At 59.7% G+C, this 24254-nt stretch carries 20 protein-coding genes, 1 tRNA gene and 3 pseudogenes; 11 read left to right on the top strand and 13 right to left on the bottom strand.

Features of this window, described 5'->3' with window-relative positions; translation table 11 throughout:
• Positions 1 to 93: 93 nt before the first annotated feature.
• Together EJ997_RS12335 and mca are read right to left on the bottom strand one after the other, a co-directional pair.
• On the bottom strand, positions 94 to 435 hold the full coding sequence (locus tag EJ997_RS12335; RefSeq protein WP_126704808.1) for a hypothetical protein: 342 nt from the start codon (positions 433 to 435) through the stop codon (positions 94 to 96).
• The gene (gene mca, locus EJ997_RS12330; protein ID WP_126704807.1) at positions 435 to 1298 is read right to left on the bottom strand and encodes a mycothiol conjugate amidase Mca; all 864 of its coding nucleotides are present in this window, start codon (positions 1296 to 1298) and stop codon (positions 435 to 437) included. Before mca ends, EJ997_RS12335 begins: the two co-directional genes overlap by 1 nt.
• A gap of 97 nt (positions 1299 to 1395) precedes the next feature.
• Here mca and EJ997_RS12325 point away from each other — a divergent pair, with 97 nt between their 5' ends.
• The 3 genes from EJ997_RS12325 (at position 1396) to EJ997_RS12315 (ending at position 2883) form a co-directional block, all read left to right on the top strand.
• Positions 1396 to 1788, top strand: a complete 393-nt coding sequence (locus EJ997_RS12325; protein WP_126704806.1) for a DUF4307 domain-containing protein — start codon at positions 1396 to 1398, stop codon at positions 1786 to 1788.
• A 92-nt stretch (positions 1789 to 1880) separates the two neighbouring features.
• On the top strand, positions 1881 to 2363 hold the full coding sequence (gene greA, locus EJ997_RS12320) for a transcription elongation factor GreA (RefSeq protein WP_126704805.1): 483 nt from the start codon (positions 1881 to 1883) through the stop codon (positions 2361 to 2363).
• A gap of 196 nt (positions 2364 to 2559) precedes the next feature.
• The gene (locus EJ997_RS12315) at positions 2560 to 2883 is read left to right on the top strand and encodes a hypothetical protein (protein WP_126704804.1); all 324 of its coding nucleotides are present in this window, start codon (positions 2560 to 2562) and stop codon (positions 2881 to 2883) included.
• A 109-nt stretch (positions 2884 to 2992) separates the two neighbouring features.
• On the opposite strand, the gene EJ997_RS12310 is transcribed toward EJ997_RS12315, so the two are convergent.
• Positions 2993 to 4414, bottom strand: a complete 1422-nt coding sequence (locus EJ997_RS12310; protein WP_126704803.1) for an AI-2E family transporter — start codon at positions 4412 to 4414, stop codon at positions 2993 to 2995.
• Positions 4415 to 4698: 284 nt separating this feature from the next.
• On the opposite strand from EJ997_RS12310, the gene msrA reads away from it, so the two are divergent.
• Complete coding sequence (gene msrA / locus EJ997_RS12305; RefSeq protein WP_126704802.1) at positions 4699 to 5346, top strand: peptide-methionine (S)-S-oxide reductase MsrA; 648 nt, start codon at positions 4699 to 4701, stop codon at positions 5344 to 5346.
• A gap of 81 nt (positions 5347 to 5427) precedes the next feature.
• The gene (locus tag EJ997_RS12300; RefSeq protein WP_126704801.1) at positions 5428 to 5832 is read left to right on the top strand and encodes an FKBP-type peptidyl-prolyl cis-trans isomerase; all 405 of its coding nucleotides are present in this window, start codon (positions 5428 to 5430) and stop codon (positions 5830 to 5832) included.
• Positions 5833 to 6003: 171 nt separating this feature from the next.
• Here the strand turns inward: EJ997_RS12300 and EJ997_RS12295 are convergent, their stop codons facing one another.
• Positions 6004 to 6975 carry a Bax inhibitor-1/YccA family protein gene (locus tag EJ997_RS12295; RefSeq protein ID WP_126704800.1) on the bottom strand — a complete coding sequence of 324 codons (972 nt, stop codon included), beginning with the start codon at positions 6973 to 6975 and terminating at the stop codon, positions 6004 to 6006.
• 409 nt (positions 6976 to 7384) lie between these two features.
• Between EJ997_RS12295 and EJ997_RS12290 the strand changes: the two genes are divergently transcribed.
• The 3 genes from EJ997_RS12290 to EJ997_RS12280 all read left to right on the top strand — a co-directional run bounded on the left by EJ997_RS12290 (position 7385) and on the right by EJ997_RS12280 (position 9871).
• Entirely contained in the window at positions 7385 to 7882 is a 498-nt protein-coding gene (locus tag EJ997_RS12290; RefSeq protein ID WP_126704799.1) for a copper chaperone PCu(A)C, read from the top strand.
• Complete coding sequence (locus EJ997_RS12285) at positions 7879 to 9093, top strand: Dyp-type peroxidase (protein WP_126704798.1); 1215 nt, start codon at positions 7879 to 7881, stop codon at positions 9091 to 9093. Before EJ997_RS12290 ends, EJ997_RS12285 begins: the two co-directional genes overlap by 4 nt.
• A gap of 232 nt (positions 9094 to 9325) precedes the next feature.
• Complete coding sequence (locus tag EJ997_RS12280; protein WP_126704797.1) at positions 9326 to 9871, top strand: VOC family protein; 546 nt, start codon at positions 9326 to 9328, stop codon at positions 9869 to 9871.
• Between the two features lie 114 nt (positions 9872 to 9985).
• On the opposite strand, the gene EJ997_RS12275 is transcribed toward EJ997_RS12280, so the two are convergent.
• Positions 9986 to 10059: transfer RNA gene (locus EJ997_RS12275), tRNA-Leu, on the bottom strand.
• Between the two features lie 111 nt (positions 10060 to 10170).
• On the opposite strand from EJ997_RS12275, the gene nhaA reads away from it, so the two are divergent.
• The 3 genes from nhaA (at position 10171) to EJ997_RS12260 (ending at position 14156) form a co-directional block, all read left to right on the top strand.
• On the top strand, positions 10171 to 11532 hold the full coding sequence (nhaA, locus tag EJ997_RS12270) for a Na+/H+ antiporter NhaA (RefSeq protein ID WP_228201512.1): 1362 nt from the start codon (positions 10171 to 10173) through the stop codon (positions 11530 to 11532).
• Between the two features lie 240 nt (positions 11533 to 11772).
• Entirely contained in the window at positions 11773 to 12009 is a 237-nt protein-coding gene (locus EJ997_RS12265) for a heavy-metal-associated domain-containing protein (protein WP_126704796.1), read from the top strand.
• Between the two features lie 242 nt (positions 12010 to 12251).
• Entirely contained in the window at positions 12252 to 14156 is a 1905-nt protein-coding gene (locus EJ997_RS12260) for a heavy metal translocating P-type ATPase (protein WP_126704795.1), read from the top strand.
• Positions 14157 to 14366: 210 nt separating this feature from the next.
• On the opposite strand, the pseudogene EJ997_RS12255 reads toward EJ997_RS12260, so the two are convergent.
• The 8 genes and pseudogenes from EJ997_RS12255 to EJ997_RS12220 all read right to left on the bottom strand — a co-directional run bounded on the left by EJ997_RS12255 (position 14367) and on the right by EJ997_RS12220 (position 24102).
• Positions 14367 to 15211: pseudogene (locus tag EJ997_RS12255) on the bottom strand (Ppx/GppA phosphatase family protein).
• 239 nt (positions 15212 to 15450) lie between these two features.
• Positions 15451 to 15957, bottom strand: a complete 507-nt coding sequence (locus EJ997_RS12250) for a DUF501 domain-containing protein (RefSeq protein ID WP_126704794.1) — start codon at positions 15955 to 15957, stop codon at positions 15451 to 15453.
• On the bottom strand, positions 15954 to 16643 hold the full coding sequence (locus tag EJ997_RS12245) for an FtsB family cell division protein (RefSeq protein ID WP_126704793.1): 690 nt from the start codon (positions 16641 to 16643) through the stop codon (positions 15954 to 15956). The genes EJ997_RS12250 and EJ997_RS12245 overlap by 4 nt, the downstream gene beginning before the upstream one ends.
• 92 nt (positions 16644 to 16735) lie before the next feature.
• Entirely contained in the window at positions 16736 to 18016 is a 1281-nt protein-coding gene (gene eno / locus EJ997_RS12240) for a phosphopyruvate hydratase (RefSeq protein WP_206501684.1), read from the bottom strand.
• A gap of 537 nt (positions 18017 to 18553) precedes the next feature.
• Positions 18554 to 19069 carry a hypothetical protein gene (locus EJ997_RS12235; protein ID WP_126704791.1) on the bottom strand — a complete coding sequence of 172 codons (516 nt, stop codon included), beginning with the start codon at positions 19067 to 19069 and terminating at the stop codon, positions 18554 to 18556.
• Positions 19070 to 19119: 50 nt separating this feature from the next.
• Positions 19120 to 22688: pseudogene (mfd, locus tag EJ997_RS12230) on the bottom strand (transcription-repair coupling factor).
• Positions 22688 to 23265, bottom strand: a pseudogene (gene pth / locus EJ997_RS12225) (aminoacyl-tRNA hydrolase). The pseudogenes mfd and pth overlap by 1 nt, the downstream one beginning before the upstream one ends.
• A 54-nt stretch (positions 23266 to 23319) precedes the next feature.
• Positions 23320 to 24102: a 50S ribosomal protein L25/general stress protein Ctc gene (locus EJ997_RS12220; RefSeq protein ID WP_323052615.1), complete on the bottom strand. Its 783-nt coding sequence runs from the start codon at positions 24100 to 24102 to the stop codon at positions 23320 to 23322.
• Positions 24103 to 24254 lie beyond the last annotated feature (152 nt).

The raw sequence follows: 24254 nt of genomic DNA, 5'->3' as shown, positions 1-24254 counted from the left end.
TCGATTAAAGCTCGTTCAAGTAGAGGGTGGGGCGGAGCTCAACGGCTCCGCCCCACCCTCTACCAGTCGTAGTTTCGTTACCGTCCGGCGCAGTTAACCTGTTGGGCTTTCAGTGCCATTTCCAGTCCCGGACGGGCTCGAGGCGACACTGTCAGAATCCTGCTCCTTGGTCGCATCCGGAGCAGAACTGCCATTCGCTGCATTCTTCACCGCTGAATCCTCGGTGTTGCGAGCCGCCGATCGATCTTCGTTCTGCGCATTGTGCTTGATACGGCGCAGGGAACGGTTCATTGCCCACATGAGGAACGCGAGGAAAGTTCCGATGAAGAAGAACCCGAGAAGGAAGCCTTCAACTCCCGGGGTTGCTTCCCACGGTTCGGTAGGAATATCTGCCGGGCTGGTTGGTTCGGGCTCAATGAGCCTGTCGATGCGCATTACTCCTCGATCCTTGCAAACAGATCGGTTTCGATCCCGTCTGGCATACCCACCTCAGAGTGGGCGAGCTCGAACTCTTCCCAGGGCCACACTTCAGCTTCAATGTCGCGCGGCACCGCCATGAACATCCCCTCAGGATCAATCTGGGTGGCGTGAGCAAGGAGCGCCCTATCGCGCTGGGGGAAGTATTTGGCGATCTCGATACGAGCATCCACTCGTCTCATCGGGGCCCGGCCCCGGCGATCCAGCCAGCCCCGGTACGGCGACTCAATTCCGGCACTCTCAAGCGTTTCGTGCAACGTCTTGAACCGCTCAGGGTTGAACCCCACGTCGTAGTAGACCTTGGACACTGTCCAGGGCTCCCCAGCTTCCGGGAACTGCTCAGGATCGGCCGCGGCCTTGACAGCAGCGATTGAGATCTCGTGTGTACGAATGTGGTCCGGGTGCGGATATCCGCCGAGCTCGTTGTACGTGGTAAGAACCTGGGGGCGGAATTCCCGGATCTGGGCAACAAGGCGCTCGATCGGTTCCTCAATCGGAACGGTGGCAAACGAACCTTCGGGAAGCGGCGGAAGCGGGTCACCCTCGGGCAATCCCGAATCAATAAAGCCGAGCCAGTGATGCTCGACGCCAAGGGCTTCGGCAGCATTCGCCATTTCCTGGACACGCACTTCGTGCATGTTCTCTTCGATATCGGCACGGCCCACAAGGCGGGGGTTGAGTATGGAGCCTCGCTCGCCACCCGTACAGGTCACGACACGCACCCTGCCAAGAGTGGCGTAATGGGCCATTGTTGCGGCACCCTTTGACGATTCGTCATCGGGGTGGGCGTGAACGGCCATGAGCCTCGGTTCAAACGACACTGGTCCTCAGTCCCTCCAAGAATTATGTTCTTGTCCGATAGTACTGAGATAATCGATGTCAAGACTAATTACTTCCCGAAAGGCGTAAGCCGTGACGATGGCCGACCTACCTGATGAGATGAAAGACCGCTACGGTCTTAACCGCAGTCCCGCCAAGATCATCGGTTACCTGCTCGTTGCTTTTGCCGTCGTCATTGCCGCTGTCGCCATCGCCATGCAGTTCATTGGCCGCGGACCCACAATTGAGTTACACAACACCGGACACACAGTTCAATCGAACTCCGCGGTTCTAATCACGTACACGGTTCACGGCGAAGCCGGTGTGGAACTCGAATGCTCGGCAACGGCAGTCAACGATGATTTCGCGGAAGTCGGCGCCAAGGAATGGACGTGGACAATGGAAAAGGATACCGAAACTCGGGCTCTTACCCTGGCCACCTCCGAGCGCGCAGCATCCGGCTCGATCGAATACTGCTCCCGGGTCCCCTAGGAGTCTGCAGGTTACACCTGCTAACATGTGCCTTTAGGCATGCCGCAGAGAGCGGCATATTTTTTATATTCTTATCGCACCAAGGAGACAAGATGGCTGAAACGCAGACCACGTGGCTGTCGCAGGAAAGCTTTGATCGCCTCTCCGCGGAGCTTCGCGACCTCGAGACTCGCGGTCGCGAGGAAGTCGCGGAACGGATCGAGTCGGCACGCTCGGAAGGGGACCTCCGGGAGAACGGCGGATATCAGGCCGCTCGTGAGGAGCAGTCAAAGATGGAGGGGCGGATCGTTGAGCTGACGATCCTCCTCCGCGACGCCCAGGTCGGCGAAGGCAACGTCGACACGTCGAAGGTTGGCCCCGGTGTTGTGGTAACCGCCGAGATCAACGGTAAGGAACAGAAGTTCCTTCTCGGCTCCCGCCAGGCTGCTGCGGACCTTGACATCAATGTCTTCCCAGAGGCCGCTCCCCTGGGCGTAGCAATCATGGGAGCATCGGTAGGCGACGAACGCACCTACCAGGCACCCAACGGCAAGGACATGACGGTCAAGATCATCAGCCTCGAAGCACTCCGCTAAAACGGGTAGCTATCTGACTTCTTGAGTGCGGCGGTAACCATTTCGGTTGCCGCCGCACTCTCGTATCCGGACAATACTCAGTTTCCTCGAAAGTATGAATAACGTGGTCACGCATCCTGCCCGACTACAATCAGCGGGGTTCCCTCCCCAGCAGTCCCCGTCCGTGACACACTGAGCAAAAGGAGGGTAAGTTTCCATGTTGGATGTTCTTGTTTTCTACGTGCCGATTGACGACACCAAGTCGGTTCTCAGAGACCTGTTTGAGACTGGCGCCGGAGTTGTTGGCGAGTACCGGGAATGCGCGTTCGTGTCTCGTGGGATGGGCCAGTTCCGTCCGGTCGACTCTGCGAATCCGACAATTGGTTCTGTTGGCGCGCTCGAGCACGTACCCGAGAACAGGGTCGAAATCAGCTTCCCCCGCGAAATTCAAAAGCACGTCCTCGAAACTCTTTACGCAAGCCACCCCTATGAGGAACCCACCTATCACGTGATCCGGAATGCGGCCCACGACCACGATTAACTCGCAAGTCCCAACAGACGTCTCCGCCCGCGTGGCAAACACGGGCGGAGATACGTAGATGATTCTTGAGGTGGCGAAGCGGCTTAGCTAAGCCGCTTAAGGGGCGCCCCTAAGCATCGTCATTCTGGCGTTCAACCTCATCGTGATCGGGGCCGGTTTCCTCGCCGACATGGGATGACGAATCATCCGAGTTATTGCCGTTGCCCATTTCGGCAGCGACTCGCTCCCGGTTCCTGGCTTGAGCTTTCTGCGCCTTCTTCGCAAGCTTCGCGTCGCTTGCAACGAAATATTCGTCGAGGGCTTCGGGCGGTCCGCCCGGCCTGTTCGGGTCGTAGTTGAGTTCGGGATACATGTCACGGCCCACAAGATAGTTGATGACGACATTGACGACGGCAACGATCGGCACCGCAAAGAGAGCACCGAAGATACCTGCGACGGACGATCCGGCAGCGACTGCGACGACGACCACGACGGGGTGGAGGGAAAGCTTGCTGCCCTGCAGGAACGGCTGGAGGACATTGCCTTCGATTTGCTGCACCAGGAGAACACCGAGAAGCATAAGGATCGCATCCGCAACGCCCTGATCGACGAGGGCCACGAGTGTAGCAATCGCACCGGTGACAAAAGCACCAACGATCGGGATAAACGAACCGACGAAGACAAGAACGCCGATGGGGAACCAGAGCGGAACACCGAGTATTGCGGCAACGGCGGCAATACCGACGGCGTCGATAAAGGCCACCTGGATCTGGGTTCTCGTGTACGCACCGATTGTGTACCAGGCCCGAATACCGGCCTCGTTCACGTCATTGCGTGCCCGTGCAGGGAATAGACGAACGACATAGAACCACATCTTGCGACCGTCTTTGAGGAAGAAGAACATCGTGAAGAGAGCAAGGATCAGGCCTGTGAAGAACGAGACGAGCGATCCGGTGGCGCTAACGACACCGCCGGCGATAACGGAGGCATTCTCGGAGAGCTGGGACTGGATCTCATCGACGTACTGGTTGATCACCGTCGAGTCGAGACCGAGCGGGCTTTCGGCAAGCCAGTCAAGCAGTTCATTGAAGCCATCCGCGGCCTTGTCGGTCAGGTCGGAGAAGCCCGAAGCGATCGATGCTCCTGCGCCGCCTACGAGGGTGCCAACAATAACAAGGAACGAGATGAGAGTAACAACTGCGGCCAATGTTCTCGGCATACGCAGCTTCGACCTACAGAACCTCATGATTGGCTCCGTGAGGACCGTGAGCAGGATCGCGATAAGGATCGCCAGGAGAATGACGCTAAAGAACGTAAGAACACGGCCAATGACCGCGAGTGCAAGCGCAACAAGGATGATCCGCCATGACCAGCTGGCCGCAGCTTTGAGGGCCCAGGGCACGGAGCTACCGCCTTCTTGGTCCTCCGGGACCTCCTGACGAGACTGGAAAGCAGTATCTGTCCGCTGGACGGGGCCCTGTGACAGTCGCTTCCGTCGCTCGAGGGCGCGTTGCTTAATGGTTCGCTTGTCGTCACCGGTTGATTGCGGCATTGCTCCCTCTCAGTTCACTGCGTCTCATTGTAATGCCGACCATTCCATTCTTCTCAGCGGATTCATCTGATAGTGGCAATTACGGGACCTAGCTCTACTAGCTGACCGTTGGTCTTGTCAGACTAGCCCCATATTCCAGCCTCATCATCTTGCCGTATCCGTACTCGGGTCCGATGACCAACAATAGGCACTCCTCGTTGCTCCGTGGAGATTGTCTCCCACCCGCCATTCCATTGTGGGCGAGATTCCTTGAGTCTGCCCTTCGGAGGGTGGACAATTCAGGCATGGGTTTTCTTCAATTTGGCCAGCCACCAACAATCACGGCGGATAACGCACTGCCGGGGCGTAGCGTACCTGTACTCCCCAATCCCGCGCCGCACACGGTTCTTGGCACCCCCATTGATGGGCCGGTTCCAGACGGCATGGAAGAGACTTTCCTCGCACTCGGTTGCTACTGGGGTGCGGAGAAGATCTTCTGGGAGCTCGGCGCCTACACCACCTCCGTTGGTTTCATGGGTGGATTCACGGAGAACCCGACGTACATGGAGGTGTGCACCGGGATGACCGGGCACACCGAGACCGTTCGAGTCGTGTTTGATCCGAACAAGATCTCCTACGGCGAGATCCTCCAGGCATTCTTTGAATCCCACGACCCCACGACTCTGAACCGTCAGGGTAATGACCGCGGCACCCAGTACCGTTCCGCGATCTTCGCTTCGACCGACGAGCAGTATGAGACTGCTCTGCGTACTCGTGAGCTCTACCAGGAGGTCCTCGACGGGGCCGGTCGGGACACGATTGTCACGGAGGTCAACAAGCCCGGCCAGACGTACTTCCTGGCCGAGGATGAGCACCAGCAGTACCTGGACAAGAATCCGTTCGGCTACAACTGCCACGCCCGCACAGGCTTAGCGTGCCCCGTCGCTAGGTAACGCCAACTAGCCACGCTCAGATCCGTCTGGTGAAGTGTGCCAGACTTGTTTCGTTCATCCATTTCCATCGAAAGGTTACCCATGGCTGTTGAACTTCCCGCCGCCTCCGGCTCGTTTGGCGAAGAGCCCGTCCTCGAGTTCCCGACCGAGCAGGCTCCCGCTGGACTCCACGTCAAGGTTCTTGAAGAGGGCACCGGCCCCGTCGTGAACCCCGGTCGCGAGATCGAGGTCAACTACCACGGGCAGGTTTGGAACGGCGGACTATTCGACTCCTCCTACAAGCGTGGCGATACCACGAACTTCCCGATCGGCGTTGGCATGGTTATCAAGGGCTGGGACGAGACGCTGGTCGGTAAGACCGTTGGCTCCCGCCTTATCGTCTCGATCCCGCCGGAGAAGGGCTACGGCGCCCGTGGCGTCCCCCAGGCAGGTATTGGCGGCACCGACACGCTCGTCTTCGTTGTCGACATCGTCGGCGTCAAATAGAACGAACCTGCTGACACCGGCTACCACTAGGCCAAGGCACCTTTGCTGAGTCCGCTGACGCCAGCCAACAGGTAGCTATAAGGTAGGCTCTCGTAACTACTGATGAGTGGGCCCCGGTTTGAAACCGGGGCCCACTCATTTACTGCTGTGTCCGCATCACGCGGCTCAGTGTTAGTCCTGGTTGAGGATGGCAATCAGGCGGAGGATCTCAAGGTAGATCCAGAGGATCGTCATAACGATGCCGATGGCTGCGGTCCACGCGAAGGAGCGGGGTGCACGGTTGGCAACGGCGATCTGGGCGACCTCGAAGTCATTGATCAGCATGTACGAGGCGACGAGAATCATGACAACGCCGAGGATGACACCCAGCGGGATACCCATAACTTCGGCGGAACGCATACCCCAGGGAGCGTCGACAACGCCGGTCCAGGAGAGGGCAAGGTTGGCGAGCGAGAAGACAATTCCAGCAAGCGCAACCGTGATGGCGATCTTCATGCCCTTGGCGGTGGTCCTGACGAGGCCCGTCGAGTGCAGGAACCAGCAGACCGCAACAACGGCGGCAGTGGCAAGAACGGCCTGAATGGCAGTTCCGGGAATCATGAGTTCAATGACACCGGTCAGCGTTCCCAGGCAGACGCCTTCGAGGGCCGCATAGCCAATGGTGAGGCCCGGCCCAAGCTGACGCTTGAAAGCCATGACCATGCCGAGAGCAAATGCTGCGAGCGACGAACCGACCGCGATGCCCATGGCGAGGCCGTAACCGCTGGCATTAATGTCGGCGGGGACGAAGAACATCCAGGAAAGGACAGCCGTGAGGACGGTGACACCGAGGAGGATGCCGACCTTCATCATGACATCTTCGTTGGTCAGGGCCGGCTCGCCATTAGCGGCGCGGTTGACGTCCTGTCCGCCGAAGGCGGTCTGTTCGTACTGCTGGTCGTATTGCGGCTGACCATAGCCCTGCTGTGCGTACTGCTGTTGGCCGTACTGCTGATTGTACTGGCCGTACGACTGATCAGCCTGCGGGGCGTAGCCCTGCTGGTTCTGGTCACCGCCGGGCTGGTAGCCCGGCATCGCCGGGTACCCGGCGGGGGTGCGCTGCTCCGTGAAGTACGGGTTGCGCGACATAATCGGATTGCTCATGTGCAATTCCTCCAAGATCTAAGTTGGCACTGCCAGCAGTCTATACAAGTCACCTGGTCATTCCCAGAACGTCCATAGCATTTCGTTGAGGGGCGAACTACCCAATCCAGCCTCTCATCAGCATCGCGTTGCACTCGTGAGGAAACTGAGGAAACCAATCCCGCTCGTCAACCCAAGGTTCGTTAACTTGGGGCGAACATCCGCTCCACTTACGAGATAGGGATACCGGACTCGTGATGAGGGGGTATTTCCTTCCTCACTCCGAGATATCTGATTCGAGTCCGCCCAGCATATCGATATAATTCAGCCAGGAGAAGGAAGATTGCCACGACGACACCGCAGACAGTGTTGCCCGGCAGTGGGCCAACCTCGTACTTTTCCTACTTCCCGAGAAGGAGTTAACTGAACCATGTCAAGAACGCTGAGGTTCGCCGCGGCTCTCACTGCCGCATTCGCTCTTACTTCCTGCTCCAACGGCGACGCAGACACCGAAGCATCGGCGGGCGCTACCGATCAGATCGAGGTTGTCGATGCCTGGGTGAAGGCCGGCGATGAGAACATGACGAGTGCCTTTGGGATCATTTCCCATTCGCAGAGCGAACCAATCGTTATCACCTCAGTCACTTCCGACAAGTCGGAGACCGTGGAGATGCACGAGATGGTGATGGGAACTGACGGCACGATGAGCATGCAGGAGATTTCCGGCGGCTTCACGATTGAGCCCGAAGAGGAGCTTGTCCTTGAGCCCGGCGGTCATCACCTCATGCTTGTCGGATTGACCGAGCCCGTTATTGCCGGAGATGCCGTGACATTCGTCGTCACGCTCGACGATGGTTCCACCTTCGAGTTTGAGGCAATCGGTAAGGAATACACGGGAGCAAACGAGACCTATCACGACTCGCAATGAAGAATAACGAACTGACTGATCAGCCAAGGAACCTCTCTCGGCGCGGGCTACTGTTGGGTGGCGCAGCCGGTCTTGGGGCCGCGGCAGCTATCGGCATTGATCGTGCCGTCAGCACCAGCCCATCATCGACTCAACCCGCTACGCACGGGGAACAGACGGAACCGTTCTACGGTACCCACCAGGCCGGCATTGCCACCGCACCGCAGGCGCATGCCACGTTCTACGGATTCGACCTGCTCGATGACGTGGACCGGGAAGGTCTGCGGCGAATGATGAGGTTACTGACCGATGATGGTGCGCGGCTGACTCAGGGCAGGGCCGCTCTCGCGGACTCAGAACCGGAACTCGCCGAAGTCCCGGCACGGCTCACCATCACCTTCGGATTCGGACCCGAGTTTGTACGCCGAGCCGATCCGAGCGCCGTCCCGCCCTGGCTAAAGCCTCTTCCCGAGTTCACAATCGACCGGCTCCAGCCCTCGTGGTCCGATGGTGATTTCCTCATCCAAGTTGCCGCTGACGATCCCCTGACTGTCTCGCACGCTTCCAGGATGCTCCTCAAGGATGTTCGCACCTTCGCATCACTGCGATGGACGCAGAAGGGTTTCCGGCGGGCCCACGGTTCCGAGAAGGTTGGGCTCACAATGAGGAACTTATTTGGCCAGCTCGATGGCACGGTTAATCCAGCTCCGGGAACCGAAGAGTTTGACCGGGTGGTGTGGTCGCAGGATGGTTGGCTCACGGGCGGAACCGGTCTTGTTATCCGCCGTATCGACATGGATTTGGAGGGGTGGGATGAGATAGATCGCCCCGGCAGGGAACAGTCGGTCGGGCGCACCATGGGTACGGGCGCTCCCCTCACGGGTGGTGCGGAGTTGGACGAACCGGACTTCGAGGCCGTGAACGAGTTCGGTTTTCCCATCATCGCCGACTACGCCCACGTCCGCAGGGCCCGCAGCGACAATCCCGACGAGGTCATTTTTCGCCGCGCCTACAACTATGAGGGAGAACAGGATACGGCCACAGCTTCAAACGCTGGGCAAGTCTTTGCCGCCTTCCAAGCAGATGTGGACAAACAGTTCGTCCCGATCCAGCAGCGTCTCGACGAGCTCGACATGCTCAACCTTTGGACCACGCCGGTTGGTTCCTCCGTTTTCGCAATCCCACCCGGATGCTCCGAAGGTGGCTACATTGGCGAAACATTGCTCGATTAGGGGCGCGCCCGTAAGGCAGAGTGAACGGCTTCCCGCTATCGCCCGGTAGGCGCCGGGGCAGACCCTGAAGACACGGTGCCGGTCACGTGGATCCTCAACTCCGGCCGCCCTGCCCTTCTGTGGAGGAGCATGGCTGCTCGCAACAGTACTGGCCCGGGCTGGCTTCTCCGCATCACTGTCTCCGACGTGGCCTGCCTGGTAGCGTTCACCCCATCCGAACAGAGGGGACATCATGCTCACATGGTTCGCGTACGAGTTCACCGATGACATCACGGCTTCCCGTGCGTTCTATCTTGATCTGATCGGCATGGAGGCAGTGTGGGATGAAGAAGATTCTTTCGCCTTTATTCATGACTCAGTCCAGGTTCTCTTCTCGCAAGCAGGCCCCCAATTTCACGATGACAAGCATGGCGAGACGGCACGCGGTCACGTAGCGCATTGTGCGACGGGGTGGGCGTTCCAGCCCGGCTGGGGTCATGGCCCGGTCCCGCTCGAGCAGGAGACAGCGCGCATGCGCTCCTCATCGATCGCACTTTCACCCGACCAGTTCCTCAAGGCGGTCGAACGAGTAACCGCCGCCGGCTTCCCCCACCTCTTCGACGAGCCCAGCTGGGTGGGCTACTGGTCGTTCCCCGTTCAAGACCCGGATGGCACGACCGTGGAACTTACCGATCCCAAGACCGGAGAAGACGCACTGCACCCGGGACTGGCCCAGAGGTGGCACCCACCGGCACACTCCGCTCAGAGCCATGGTTGCCAACCCGTTGCCACGGTGTGACTGGCTCAACAACACGCATTTCTCGGCCCTTGGTCCCGCATAACTGCAATGCTTTGTAATTCTTGGCAACACGTGGCCATTTCTAAGACTTTGCCGGTTCCGCGCAGTTTTCTGTACCCCCGATGGGACTCGAACCCATACTGAATCGATTTTAAGTCGACTGCCTCTGCCGATTGGGCTACGGGGGCCTCGTCCTTATTATGCCGAACCATGACGATATTCTCAGAATCGTAGGGACCGCTGAGGGGTAAAGTTAGGCCTATACACGATCAACGCGGAGCACCGTTTGGAGAAGTAACGTGGCCACCACCAATCCGATCAGCTGGTACAAGAAGAAGCTGCATTCCGAGACCTTTGCCGGCAGTGTCCTTATGCTCGGCGCAGTCATCGCTCTTATTTGGGCTAACTCACCGTGGCGAGAAACGTATGCCACGATCTCGAGCACCACGGTGGGCCCCTCTGCGCTTCACTTGGACCTGTCGCTCGCGGCCTGGGCTTCTGACGGTTTGCTCGCAATCTTCTTCTTTGTCATTGGACTCGAGCTAAAAACCGAGTTCATTACCGGCAGCCTGCGGGACATGAAGCAGGCTCTTGTCCCCATAATCGCGGCAGTCTGCGGCATGATCGGACCGATCCTTGTTTACGTCGCAGTCATCACCATTTCTGGAAGCGACGTTTATGACGGATGGGCAATCCCCGTCGCCACCGATATTGCTTTCGCTCTCGCTGTCCTTGGCCTGTTCGGTAAGGGGCTTCCCACGGCAGCCCGCACCTTCCTTCTTACTCTTGCCGTTGTTGACGATCTCCTTGGCATCACCATCATCGCGGTCTTCTTCACGAGCGGGATCTCGTTCTTGTGGATGGCGGTATCTTTTGTGGCGATCGCGATCTTCGCGGTTCTTGTTAACAAGCGGATCGTCCACTGGTGGATGCTGTGGCCGTTGGCTCTTATCGCCTGGGGCACGATGCACGCCTCGGGCGTCCACGCCACCATTGCTGGCGTCCTTCTCGGCCTCTCGGCTCCCGCACTCGCAAAGGGCTCGGAGAAGAAGCCACTGACCGAGTACTTTGGTGAAAAGATCGACTTCACCTCGTCCGGCATTGTTCTCCCCATTTTCGCGTTCTTCGCGGCTGGCGTGAATGTGGTCGACTCCGGTGGTGTCCTCGACATGTTCACCCATCCGGTTGCGATCGCCGTCTATCTTGCACTTCCAATCGGTAAGTTCCTCGGGATCTGGGGCGGCACTGCACTTCTCACCAAGATCTTCAGACTGCGCCTCGGCAAGGGACTTCATCTTCCCGATGTTGGCGCAGTATCCCTCATTACGGGTGTCGGCTTTACCGTCTCCCTCCTTATCGCACAGCTGTCGTTCGCACCCGACCATCCGGCCGCCGGCTACGCCCGCGTTGCCGTCATCATCGGCTCTGTCATCTCCGCAATCCTTGGTGGCTTCGCCCTGCGCATGAGGGCGAAGGCGCACCGCGGCGACGAGCCGAGCGAGTACGATGCAACCTCGGACAATATTCGTCTTGATGGCAAGCCGAACTTCGATCCAATCGCCCAGGCGGACCCAACCGAACGCGATGCCACATCCGACGATATTCGCCTCGACGGCAGGCCAAACACCGACCCGGATACCGGCTCACAACCGACCCGGTAGAGGTCCCAAACGCTCCTCTGAGCGTCAACGCCGTAAGCCCCCGACGAACCTCGGGGGCTTACTTCTTTCCTCAAACAGCGTTTTTTCCTCAACGACACCCTTAGATCGCCGGCCAGGAATACCACCACGGCTTCGTGTCCATCGCTTGATCCAGGTCAAGGAACGAAGCCTGCACTTTCCATAAAGTCATGGTTAATCAAGCCGGGTCGAAACCCAGCCCGGAGACAAGGAAATTACACCATGACCACCGCAGCTAAGAACAAGACCACCACTCTCCGCTCCGACGAGTTCTCATGCCCGTCCTGCGTGAGCAAGATCGAAACGAAGCTCAACGGACTAGAAGGCGTGTCGAAGGCAGAGGTCAAGTTCTCCTCGGGCCGCATCATTGTCGACCACAACCCGGACGCCGTTGGCGTTCGCGACCTCGTCAATGCTGTTGCCGAGATTGGCTACACGGCCAAGCCCTCTGCCATCTAAACCACAGACCGCCAAGCGGGCCTCCCATACCGGGTGGCCCGCTCTTCTGTTGAGCAAAGCGTCATTGGACCGAGAAGCAGCGCTCCCTCCGTGATATCACCGGTAGCCACAAGCAGGACAATTCCTTGCAATCTAGGGTGAAAAGTCCTCGATGCTCGGGTTGATCCAGGTCAAGGAGATGGGAAACGGAAACTCATAGCTTAGGTAGTAACAAGGCAGTTTCGAACGAATTGAAGGACACAATGAAATCACTGTGGAAGACATGGGGAGTGGTCATCGTATCTGGCCTCCTCATCATCGTTGCTCTTATCGCGGGGGCCGATATTACTGGTCAGGACACCGAGTCGTTTGGTACGCCCGATATCCTCATGATTGTGGCAACGGTTGTTGCCGGCTACCAGATCGCCTGGTCCGCTATTCAGGCTCTCCGCATCAAGATGGTGTCCATTGACCTGCTTGTGTCAGTCGCCGCCATCGGCGCCATGATCCTGCAGAACTGGTGGGAAGCCGCCGCTGTCACCTTCCTGTTCGCACTCGGTAACGCACTGGAGAAGGCCACTCTCAACAAGACGAGGCAGGCGCTCAGCGACCTGGTTGATGCTGCCCCGGAAACCGCAACGAAGCTGAATGCCGATGGCACCACGGAAACTGTGGAGCTGTGGGAGCTTGAGCCCGGCGACACGGTGATCGTCAAGAACGGCGAGCAGGTGCCGGTTGATGGCACGGTTATTAGCGGTAACGGCGGTGTCGACGAAGCGCAGATCACGGGTGAATCCGTCCCTGCCGAGAAGTCTGCCGGTTCTCAGGTGTTTGCGGGAACCTGGCTGAGGGCAGGTCTGCTCCGTATCGAAGCCGTGGGCATTGGTTCTGACTCCACGCTTGCAAAGATCATCCACCGCGTCGAGGACGCTCAGGATGACAAGGCAAAGACGCAGACCTTCATGGAGAAGTTCTCCGCCTGGTACACCCCGGGCGTCATGATTTTCGCTCTCATCATCGGTCTGGTCACCCAGAACGTTGAGCTTGCTCTGACCCTCCTTGTCATCGGTTGCCCCGGCGCTCTCGTTATCTCGATCCCGGTCTCGATCGTTGCCGGCATCGGACGCGCCGCAAAGGACGGCGTCCTCATCAAGGGCGGCGAATACTTGGAGACCGCTGCCAGGGTCGACACCGTTGTTGTTGATAAGACGGGCACCCTGACGAACGGTAGGCCGGAGCTCACGGATGTTGAATCGCTGGACCCTGCCTACACGCAAGACGACATTCTTCTCCTTGCGGCACGCGCTGAAACTGCCTCCGAGCACCCCCTTGCCGACGCAATTATCCGCGGCGCCAAGAACCGCGGCCTGGTCGTCGAGCCGGTTGAACTGGCCGAGCCGATTGCCGGCCAGGGTATCCGGGCCGACGTTGATGGTCGAGTCGTTGCCGTTGGCTCCGCAAAACTTCTTAACGACGTCGCGGACCAGTCACGAATCCTGGAACTGAACGAGCGCGGCCGCACCGCAATGTTCGTGGGCCTCGATGGTCGCGCTATCGGTATCGTCGCAGTTGCCGACACGGTGAGGGACGACGCTCTGGTTGCGGTGAAGGAGCTGCAGGACAAGGGCATCAGGGTTGTCATGGCAACGGGCGATGCTCAGCGAGTAGCCGACAACGTGGCGAAGCAGCTCGGAGTGGATGAGGTACGTGCTGAGCTCATGCCGGAAGACAAGCTCACGATCGTCAAGGAACTCCAGGCCTCTGGACGCACGGTGGCCATGGTCGGTGACGGTGTGAACGACACCCCGGCTCTGGCAACGGCCAATGTTGGTGTGGCCATGGGTGCAGCTGGCTCCCCCGCCGCGATCGAAACGGCGGACCTGGCTCTTATGGCAGACCGTCTGCCCCGCCTCCCCTACGCCTTCGGCCTTGCCAAGCGAACGGTCGGTACCATGCGCCTCAACATCACAGTCGCACTCGTTGTTGTTGCCCTGCTCCTTCTCGGAGTACTGCTCGGCGGAGTGACCATGTCGATCGGCATGCTGGTCCACGAAGCCTCCGTGCTTCTCGTCATCGCCATCGCCATGATGCTCCTCCGCCCCACCCTGAAGGAAGACGCGGTCACCGCGGCACCGGCTGACGTCACAAGCGAGAAGATCACCGCCTAGAAGCAAGGCAAAGCCAGGCTGATCGCTTCTAGAAGGGCTCCCCGGGGTCACCGAACCAAAAGGTTCGTGTGGGCCGGGGAGCCCTTATCTCCGGGGAACAATTCAAGCGCACGTGCTTATAACGAAAGGAGACAAGACAAGACTCCCGAGAACAGCCCCACCACCCAAGGTTCAACCGGGGAGAGAGCCCCGGCTACTCTGCGGCAAAACCTACGAGAGTGCCCCTGCCGCCCACAGGGCGATCCCGTCCAGAATGTCGTGCTCTGAGGTGGTGACGACCGGGAGTGACACCATGTCTTCCTGGCACCTCTTGACGACTTCCGACCACACGAGGGCACCGGAGGCGATCACGTCAACACGGCCCGGGTGCATGTAGCCCTCGGCGGCACGTTCATCCCTGGTTGCGGTCATGAGCCACGTGCAGGCCTCAATGACCTGGTCGACCGTGAGCTCTGTTCCATCGATTGCATCGGGATCATAGGCGGGAAGACCGAGCGCACGTGCCGTCACCGTCGTTACCGTGCCAGCAAGGCCGATGAGGCGGGTTGCGCGGCGCAGGTCAACATGTTTGGTGGCCTCATCAAGTGCGGCCCGAATATCAACGCGTGCCGCCTCGATCTGTTGTTCCGTGGGCGGGTCGGTTTGGAGGTGTCGTTCCTGCATGCGGACACATCCAACGTTCATTGACCACGCGCCGATAACGCCTTCTGCCTTCGAGCCAAGGACGATCTCGGTGGATCCTCCCCGAGATCAACAACGGCTACGGGGGCAGAGATGTCGATCACGGAGGCAGCACCGAAGAACGACAGCTGAGCCTCGCGGTCACCAGAAACTACTTCCGGGGTGACCCCAAGACGGGAACGGATGCCGTCGATAAAGAGCTCGCGGTTCTCAGCATCGCGGGTTGCCGAGGTGGCAACGAACTTGATTGCTTGAACTCCGTGCTCTTCGCACAGTGCCGCATAACGTTCGGTGGCCGCAAAGGTACGCTCCAGCGCCTCCTCGGCAAACTTCCCGGTCGTATCGACACCCTGGCCGAGCCGAACGACCTCCATGGCACGAACAACGTCAACAAGGGGCTTACCTGGCTCCACATCCGCAATCAGGAGGCGAATAGAGTTGGTTCCACAATCAATACCGGCAACTTTCACTCCTCAAGAGTGCCACGATCCCCGGTCCGTTTCGAGCCTGAAATCGTGATGTTCCTCCGTTGCGACCAGCACATCCGCCCAGCCCCGTTATGCCGCACCCTGTGCAGCTCGAGCGCCGCGCCGGTCATGCTCGGCTTGCTCTGTCAGTTCTCGTCAGACTCTGCGTCATCCGCACACGTGCAGGTATCTTCGGTCCATTCGATCATCGACAGGGCAATATCGCCGATGGGGTTGATACCGGGGCCAACGGCGAGGCTGTGGCCAACGAGAGCATGGAGGCACTTGACGCGGGTCGGCATGCCGCCCGCGGAGATACCGGCAATCTCCTCGACTTCACCGTGGCGGTTCCTGCGCTCGAGGTAGTCTTCGTGGGCGGCCCGGTAGGATTCGGCAAGTTCCTCGTCGGTTTCGAGGCGCGCAGTCAGTTCAGCCATGAGCCCGCTTCCCTCGAGGCGGGAAACTTCGAGGACGATCTGCGGGTGAGTGAGATAGAAGAGCGTGGGGAACGGGGATCCGTCCTCGAGTCGCGGAGCGGTCTCAACGACGGTGGGTTCTCCACATCCACATCGGGCGGCGACGCCGATGACTCCGCGTGGCACGCGCTCAAGCTGCCTGCGAAGCGATTCAATGTCTTTCTCGGATACGCTCACTCGGTTTCTCCTGTTTCTCCGGGCGAGACCGGATCTGTCGGATCGACGATTTCAGATCCGCCTGCCGAACTATATCCCGCAACACTCACGGAATCCCACATGGTCGTGAACCACGGGGTCGCGGCACGCCTGTTGTATTCGAGTTCGACCGCCAGAGCGTTCCGTTCGTCCTCCGCAGTACCCTCTTCGGGGTCTTCCACCGTGTAGAGGACCTCACCCGGTTTGACGTAGCCAAGTCGTTCCCGCGCCTGCGCCTGGACGTACTCGTCGTCGTTCCAGAGCCGACGCTCATTCTCCAGGGAGTCGATGTGTGCGCGGGCTTCCTCAACGGACCGGTTGAGCTCGCGGATCTGCTGTTGCTGGTCAAGATAGTTCGTCAGCGTCGGCGTGACGATAATAACGGCGAGCACCGCCATGAGAACCACAGACATGAGGCGCAGGCTAACGGCCCGGGCCTTGCCGGAGTCTCCACCGAGAATAATGGACCGCTTGACGCGTTCCTTCGGCTTGAGCCGCGGCTTGTTCTCTTCGCCCTTGCCCGACCCAGTGGATTTACTGGTCTTGGCCGGCTTACCGGGCTTTTGTGGGCGGGGGCTTGGTCGACCTGAGGGTGATGCCCCGGTGGTTCGGCGATATGCACCCGGCCGTGTTGGGCCGCGCGAAGCTCCTGGGCGTCGTGAACTCATGGTTCCAATAGTAAGTCCGGCCCCGCGGGTTTTCCCGCAGGGCCGGACTCTGTGTCGCTTATTTCGCGTTTACTGACTTATGCCAGCAGGGCTCAGTAGCCCGCGCGCGGGAAGGCGTTGTGTCCCGCGTAGGCAGCTGCGTCACCGAGGCCGTACTCGATGCGGAGCAGCTGGTTGTACTTGTTGACGCGCTCGCCACGTGCCGGTGCGCCGGTCTTGATCTGACCGGAATTAGTGGCCACAGCAAGGTCGGCAATGGTCGTGTCCTCGGTCTCGCCGGAGCGGTGCGAGGTCATCGACTTGAAGCCGGCGCGGTGTGCGGAATCGACTGCGTCGAAGGTCTCGGTGAGGGTACCGATCTGGTTGACCTTGACGAGGAGCGCATTGGCGGCACCCATCTTGATGCCCTTGTTGAGACGCTCGGGGTTGGTGACGAACAGGTCGTCGCCAACAATCTGAACGCGGTCGCCAATCTGGGTGGTCAGCGCGGTCCAGTCGTCCCACTCGTCTTCGGACAGCGGGTCCTCGATGGAGACCAGCGGGTAGTCGGCAACGAGCTTCTCGTAGTAAGCAATCATCTCTTCAGCGGTCTTCTGACCACCTTCGAAGGCGTACTTGCCGTCCTTGAAGAACTCGGTCGAGGCAACGTCAAGAGCGAGGGCGATGTCCTTACCGGGCTCGAGGCCAGCCTTGCCGATTGCTTCGACAATGAGGTCGAGAGCAGCTGCGTTGGACTCAAGGTTCGGGGCGAAGCCACCCTCGTCACCGAGGCCGGTCGCGAGACCGCGCTCCTGGAGGACGGCCTTAAGGGCGTGGTAGACCTCGGCGCCCCAGCGGAGGGACTCCTTGAAGGTCGGTGCGCCAACGGGAGCAATCATGAACTCCTGGATGTCAACGTTGGAGTCGGCGTGCGATCCACCGTTGAGGATGTTCATCATCGGGACGGGCAGAACGTGTGCGTTCGGGCCGCCCAGGTAACGGTAGAGGGGAAGGCCAGCGGACTCTGCTGCGGCCTTGGCAACGGCAAGCGAAACACCAAGGATGGCGTTCGCACCGATCTTGCCCTTGTTCGGTGTTCCATCGAGATCGATCATGGTCTGGTCGAGAACACGCTGCTCATCGGCTTCGAGGCCAACGACCTCGGGTTCGATAACTTCAATCACCGCGTTCGCGGCGTCCTCGACGCCCTTACCCAGGTAGCGACCCTTGTCACCGTCGCGGCGCTCGACTGCCTCGAAGGCGCCGGTGGAAGCTCCGGAGGGAACCTGTGCGACGGCGTAAACACCGTCATCAAGCTGGACCTCGACCTCAACGGTCGGGTTGCCGCGGGAATCGAGAATTTCGCGGGCGTTCAGTGCCTCAATAATGGCCACTGGGACTCCTTCACAAGATAGACATGCGGTCGTATAACCAACATTCATTCTAGTCCGTCTTTGCCCATTTTGAACCGGGACTTTACTACCGATCAGAATTCATCAAGGAAAGATGAACGTCGGTGCACAATCGCGCCTGCCTCACCCGGTGGCAATATCCTCCAACCAGTCCGCCCCAGTATCACCTTCGAAGACAGTTCGACGCTCCTACCAGCACGAACACTCCCCAGCACCCAGCCCCGTGGGCCCCTCGGAGATTTCATTCAAGCCAGACAGGCGGCATTCTTCCGGGAAGTAAGGAATGCTGTTCACGCTTGGCAAAAGTTGCCACCGGCTTCCGGGCACTCGGTGGCATATGCGTTTATCCAACTGTCAGCGAACGCCTCGATAACGGAAGAAGGGGTCTCTCGACCAGCCCGAGGTTCGTTTTCCGCTCGGTACTGGCACGACGTTCGGATACTGCTGTGGCCGCGCCAAGAGGCACGGCCACGCTCTGCTGAATTGGTTCTCAGGAAGTAAATTCTTGATGGGGTTTGTTCAGAGTCCCGGGAGTGTTTGTTCTGTCGAGGGGACCTGCCACTCGTATTCGGTGCCCACGAGGGAGCCAATCTCGCTATCCCATTCACCGAAGCGCGGGTTGACATCAACGTCGGCTTCGAGGAGGGAAGTTGAAACCTCCTGGAGCTCTTCCATCGTGAGGAGCAGGCTGGCGTTAGCCTGCTCGAGGGCAATATAGGTAGCGACCTCTTCGATGGTTTCCGAGTACTCCGGGTTGTCGTCACGACCGAGAAGAACTTCAGTCTGCTCCTGAATATCGGCGAGCCCGTCGTACTCTCCGGCCTCTGCCACGTCGCTCGTCACTTCAGCAACGATGAGGAGGTTGAGAACATCTGCGGACTCCCAGTCGATGCCGTAGTCACGAAGGTAGGACTGTGTTTCCGACAGTTCCTCGATCGTGATCTCTTCGCCGTTGACGGTTGCGGCCGCCGACGGGTCGTTCGAGCATGCGGCTAGGAGCAGTCCTGCCCCAGCCAGTGCGACAAGCTTCTTCACTTTTCCTCCAGGTGTTGACTAATAAGTATCTTAAGACTTGTTTCTGGATTTCACCGGGTCGGCAGACCCGGGTCGTTACCGCCGCTTCCTTCGCTATCGGGTAGGAACACTGCGCGAAGCAGGTCACCGAACCATTCACCGAATTCTTCGTTCATAACCGGCTCGGGCGCAGCGCCAAGGCGGGCCTGTTCCTTGACTGGCATAGGTACCAGTACAGAACGAACGGCAGGCTTGTGAACGGTGCGCGGGTGGAGGCGCTTGAGACGTGCCTCCCGGGAATCCGGCAGGGCAACCGGATAGAGCCTCAGGTATTCTCCCTGAACAACGGCGTCTTCGAGCTTCGCTACCCTCATTGCTTCCCGGATCCGGGCTATGAGGAACATGCGCTCAACCGCGGGTGGGATCGGGCCGTAGCGGTCGACGAGTTCTTCGCGGATCTGGTCTCGTTCCTCTTCGCTCGTCGAGTTCGCAACCTTCGCGTAGATATCGAGGCGCAGGCCTTCCTGCGGAACATAGTTGTTGGGGACGGTACCTTCGATAGGGATATCGAGTTTGATGGGAGCCGGTTCCGGCTCGTCAACTTTCCCGCCGGTCAGCATTGCCTGCATGTTCTCGACCTGCTCGGAGATCATGCGAACATACAGGTCGAAGCCAACACCTGCGATGTGGCCGGATTGTTCGCCACCGAGCAGGTTGCCTGCGCCGCGAATCTCAAGGTCCTTCATGGCGACCTGGATTCCCGAACCGAGCTGGGTGTGGGAGGCGATCGTGCGGAGCCTCGCCACCGCGGTTTCTGTCATTGCCTTGTCCGGCGGGTACAGGAAGTAGGCGTAGGCGCGCTCGCGACCGCGACCAACGCGCCCCTCAGCTGGTGTAGCTGGGACAGGCCAAGCTTTTCGGCATTATCGACAATCAGCGTGTTGGCGTTGGAGATGTCGAGGCCGGTTTCAATGATTGTCGTACAGACAAGCACGTCGATTTCGCGGTCCCAGAACTGCTGGATGATCGTCTCGAGCTGGCGTTCGGACATTTTGCCGTGAGCAACACCGACCTTTGCCTCGGGAACAAGTTCCTCAATTTTCTTGGCCTGGGCACGGATCGACTGGACACGGTTGTGGACGTAGAAGACCTGGCCGTCGCGGAGCAGTTCGCGCCGGATGGCGGCGGTGATCTGCTTGTCTTCTGCTGCGCCGACGTAGGTGAGGATCGGGTGACGTTCTTCGGGTGGGGTTGCCAGAGTCGACATTTCCCGGATTCCCGTCACCGCCATCTCCAACGTTCGCGGGATCGGGGTTGCCGACATGGATAGCACGTCAACGTTTGCTCGCAACTGGGTGAGCGTTTCCTTGTGTTCAACACCGAAGCGCTGTTCCTCGTCAATGATGACAAGGCCAAGGTCCTTAAACTTGATTGACCCGGTGAGCAAGCGGTGGGTTCCGACAACAACGTCGACGCTGCCGTCCTCGATTCCCATCTTCACTTCTTCCGACTCTTCGTCGGACTGGAAGCGAGACAGGCCTGCCACGTTGACCGGGAATCCTGCATACCGCTCCTGGAAGGTCTCCAGGTGCTGGGAAACGAGCAGGGTTGTCGGCACGAGAACTGCAACCTGCTTGGAGTCCTGAACGGCCTTGAACGCTGCTCGGATCGCGATCTCGGTTTTGCCGTAGCCAACGTCGCCGGAGATGAGGCGGTCCATGGGAGTCTCGGACTCCATGTCTTTTTTCACCTCGTCGATCGTTACCAGCTGATCGGGGGTTTCCTGGTAGGCAAAGGCGTCCTCGAGTTCCCGTTGCCAGGGAGTGTCGGGAGAGAATGCGTAACCCTTGGTGGCCTTGCGCGTGGCATAGAGCCGGACCAGCTCACCGGCAATAGCCTCGGTGGCCTTCCGTGCCTTCGCCTTCGTCTTCGCCCAGTCGGCCCCTCCCATTTTCGACACCGAGGGTGCCTCGGAGCCGGAGTACCGAGAAACAAGGTCAAGGGAGTCGGTGGGGATCCACAGCTGATCCCCGGGCATACCCCTCTTCGACGGGGCGTATTCAACGACAAGGTATTCGCGCTTCGCACCGTCGGTACCGTCAATATCCCGCGAATCCATGCGGAGGAACTTGCCGACACCGTGGTGGTCATGAACGATGTAGTCGCCGGGCTTGAGCTGGAGCGGATCGACACCGGCCCGCCTGCGGCTCGGCATCTTCCGCATATCCTTTGTCGACGAGCCGCCACGGCCCGTGATGTCGGAAGCGGCAAGAACTGCGAGTTTTATGCCCGAGGCAATAAAACCGGTAGAGATCGGCCCGGCAGTCACCGTGACCATACCGGCAATTGGCTTCTCCAGCTCCGTCACGAACTCGGCGGCGATGTCCCGCTCGCCAAGCTCGGAGGCAATGCGGCGGCCAAGACCTCCGCCTTCGACGACGATAATCGGCCACCAGCCCTGCTTGGCTAGCATCCCCATCTCCAACAACGCAGCGTCAACATCGCCGTGGAAGGTGCGGGGTTCGCGAGCGTCCACCGACTTCTTGGTCGAATCAATTTCGCTGTCACCCGTGAACCCGCCGAAGGTCCACCAGGACATTCCGGCACGCTGAATCGCAGAAGCGACCGCGGGTAGTTCCAGGAACGATGCGTCGGAAACGGTCAGGGGAACGTCGCCGCCCGCGGCGGCAGACGACCATGCTGCCGCCAAGAACTCTTCTGTTGTCGCAACGAGGTCCTCGCTGCGGGAGTAAACGCGTTCGGGCTCAACCACAATAACGCGGGAGGCAGGGTCAAACAGTTCGTGGACGGGCTGCATGCCGTCCACGAGGATCGGGGCAAGGGATTCCATTCCCTCAACCGAAATGCCCTCGGCGATCTTCTCCAGTATGTCCCGGGCCCCGGGCAACTGATCTGCCGCCATGCGGGCACGCGCACGAACGTCGTCATCGAGCAGGATTTCCCGGCAGGGCGGGGCGTACATTTCGCCCACGGTTTCGAGCGATCGCTGGTCCGCGACGGCAAAGGAGCGGATTTCGTCGACTTCGTCGCCGAAGAATTCAATGCGGAGGGGGTGTGCCTCCGTGGGCGGAAAAACATCGAGGATTCCGCCGCGGATCGCAAACTGCCCGCGGGACTCCACCATGTCGACGCGAATATACGCAGCATCAACAAGGCCCTGCACGAGGGCCTCAAGCTCAATTTCGTCCCCGGTGCGCACGCGCACGGGTGCCATTTCACCCAGACCCTTGACGATCGGCTGGAGGAGCGCACGGATCGGGACGACAACGACGGAGAGTTTACCGAACTCTTCCGGGTGGGCGAGCCTGCGAAGAACGGAGAGTCTGGTCGCTACCGTGTCGGCGCGGGGTGAGAGCCGCTCGTGCGGGAGTGTCTCCCAGGAGGGGAAGAACTCAACTTCGTCACGGGGCAGGTAGGCGGCAAGAGCGCCAACGAGCTCTTCACCGTCTCTTGCCGTCGGGGTGACTACAACGATGGGTCTCTCGCCATCTTCAGCAAGCAGTGCGAGGGATCCAGGAATGAGGCCGAGTGGCATGCCAACGTCGAGGCGCTTATCCCGGGAAAGGGGAAGCCCCGCCAGAGTATCATCGTGACGGAGCCTATCGAGGATGGATTTCATCAGCTCGTATGCAAGTCTGCTTGGGCGGCAGCAAAGCCGCGGGAAAGAACATCCTCAACAACGTCGGCTGCCTTCGCAACCGTGACGCCATACTCGGTTTTTGCGGTACCCGTGATCTGGCTGAGCACGTAGTCGGCGGCGTCCTGCTGGCCGGGCGGCCTGCCCACGCCGATGCGGAGGCGTTGATAATTCTTGGTGCCAATGGCGGATGAGATGGACTTGAGGCCGTTGTGGCCGCCCTCCCCACCGCCGTCCTTGAGTCGGAGCGTGTGCTCGGTGATGTCCAGATCGTCGTGAATGACGAACAGGTCGGAGGGCTCAATCTTGAAATACTGGAGGAGACCCTTGACAGGCCCCCAGATACGTTCATGTAGCTATCGCAGACAGCAAGAACGAAGCCGCCTTCACCGACGGGGGCGGATGCGAGCCGTCCCGTCATGAGGTAGGTGCGGGAGCGGTGCGCCGACAGCTTGCCCTGCGAGCGCGCAACGAGTTCGTCGATGACAAGATGGCCGACGTTATGTCTCGTGTTCGCATACTTCGGCCCGGGATTTCCCAGTCCAACGATTGCCTTCATACCTGCTCCCATGAGGAGCGCCCGGGTTTTACACCCGGGCGCTGTCTCAGTAAGTTACTCGGAATCCTTCTCGGTGTCCTCAGCCGGTGCCTCATCCTCGGTCTCGGCGGACTGCTCAGCGGCCAGCGCTGCGTCAGCCTCTTCGATCGAGGTGTCGACCTGCGGGACGTTAACGGAAACGACGAGGTCTTCCGGATCCATGTCGGTGGTGACACCCTCGGGGAAGTCAATGGTGCCGATACGGATCTGGGTGCCCTCTTCCTTGCCCTCGACGTCGATCTCGATCGACTCGGGGATCGCGGTCGCATCGGCCAGGATGACCAGCGACAGAAGATCGGTGGTGACGACTGTGCCGGGGGCCGGCTCGCCAACAACGGTAACCGGAACGGTAACCTCGACCTTTTCGCCCTTGCGGACGCCGATGAGGTCAACGTGCTCGATGTCCCAGGTCATCGGGTGATGCTGGATGTCGCGGACGAGAGCAAGCTGGTTCTTACCGTTGATCTTGAGGGTGACGAGGGCGTTCGCGTTGTGGCGAACAGCCAGGAACGTCTCGTGTGCGTCGAGAGCAATGTGAATGGTCTCGTCGCCTGCCCCGTAGAGGACCGCGGGGATCTTGCCAGCGCGGCGGAGTCGGCGGGCAGCGCCCTTACCGAAGTCCTCGCGGGTTTCGTTTGTCAGCTTTACTGAATCAACCATGATGTCTCCTAGTGTTCGGCACGCCGAGGCGTGCATGAGCCTCGAAAGCCACGTGCCGGATGACACCTGGACCGCGTCGATAACGGAGTGCGGCAGAGCCGCCTCCCTCGCCGAGGCAACCACAACATAGTAGCGCACCGGCCCAGAACCCCGAAAGGCACCCCGCAATGACACCGCTCACGTAGTACTCCCAGCCAGGGCCAATGTGGCTATGCGACCAATTACCCCGATCCTGGTGCGGCCGATGAAGCCTCTTAACAGGCAGCGGACCGGGGAGAGTCACGGCCCCG

This window comes from Flaviflexus ciconiae (assembly GCF_003971195.1).
In the GTDB taxonomy this organism is placed as follows: domain Bacteria; phylum Actinomycetota; class Actinomycetes; order Actinomycetales; family Actinomycetaceae; genus Flaviflexus; species Flaviflexus ciconiae.
This window is presented reverse-complemented; position numbering and strand designations above follow the sequence as displayed.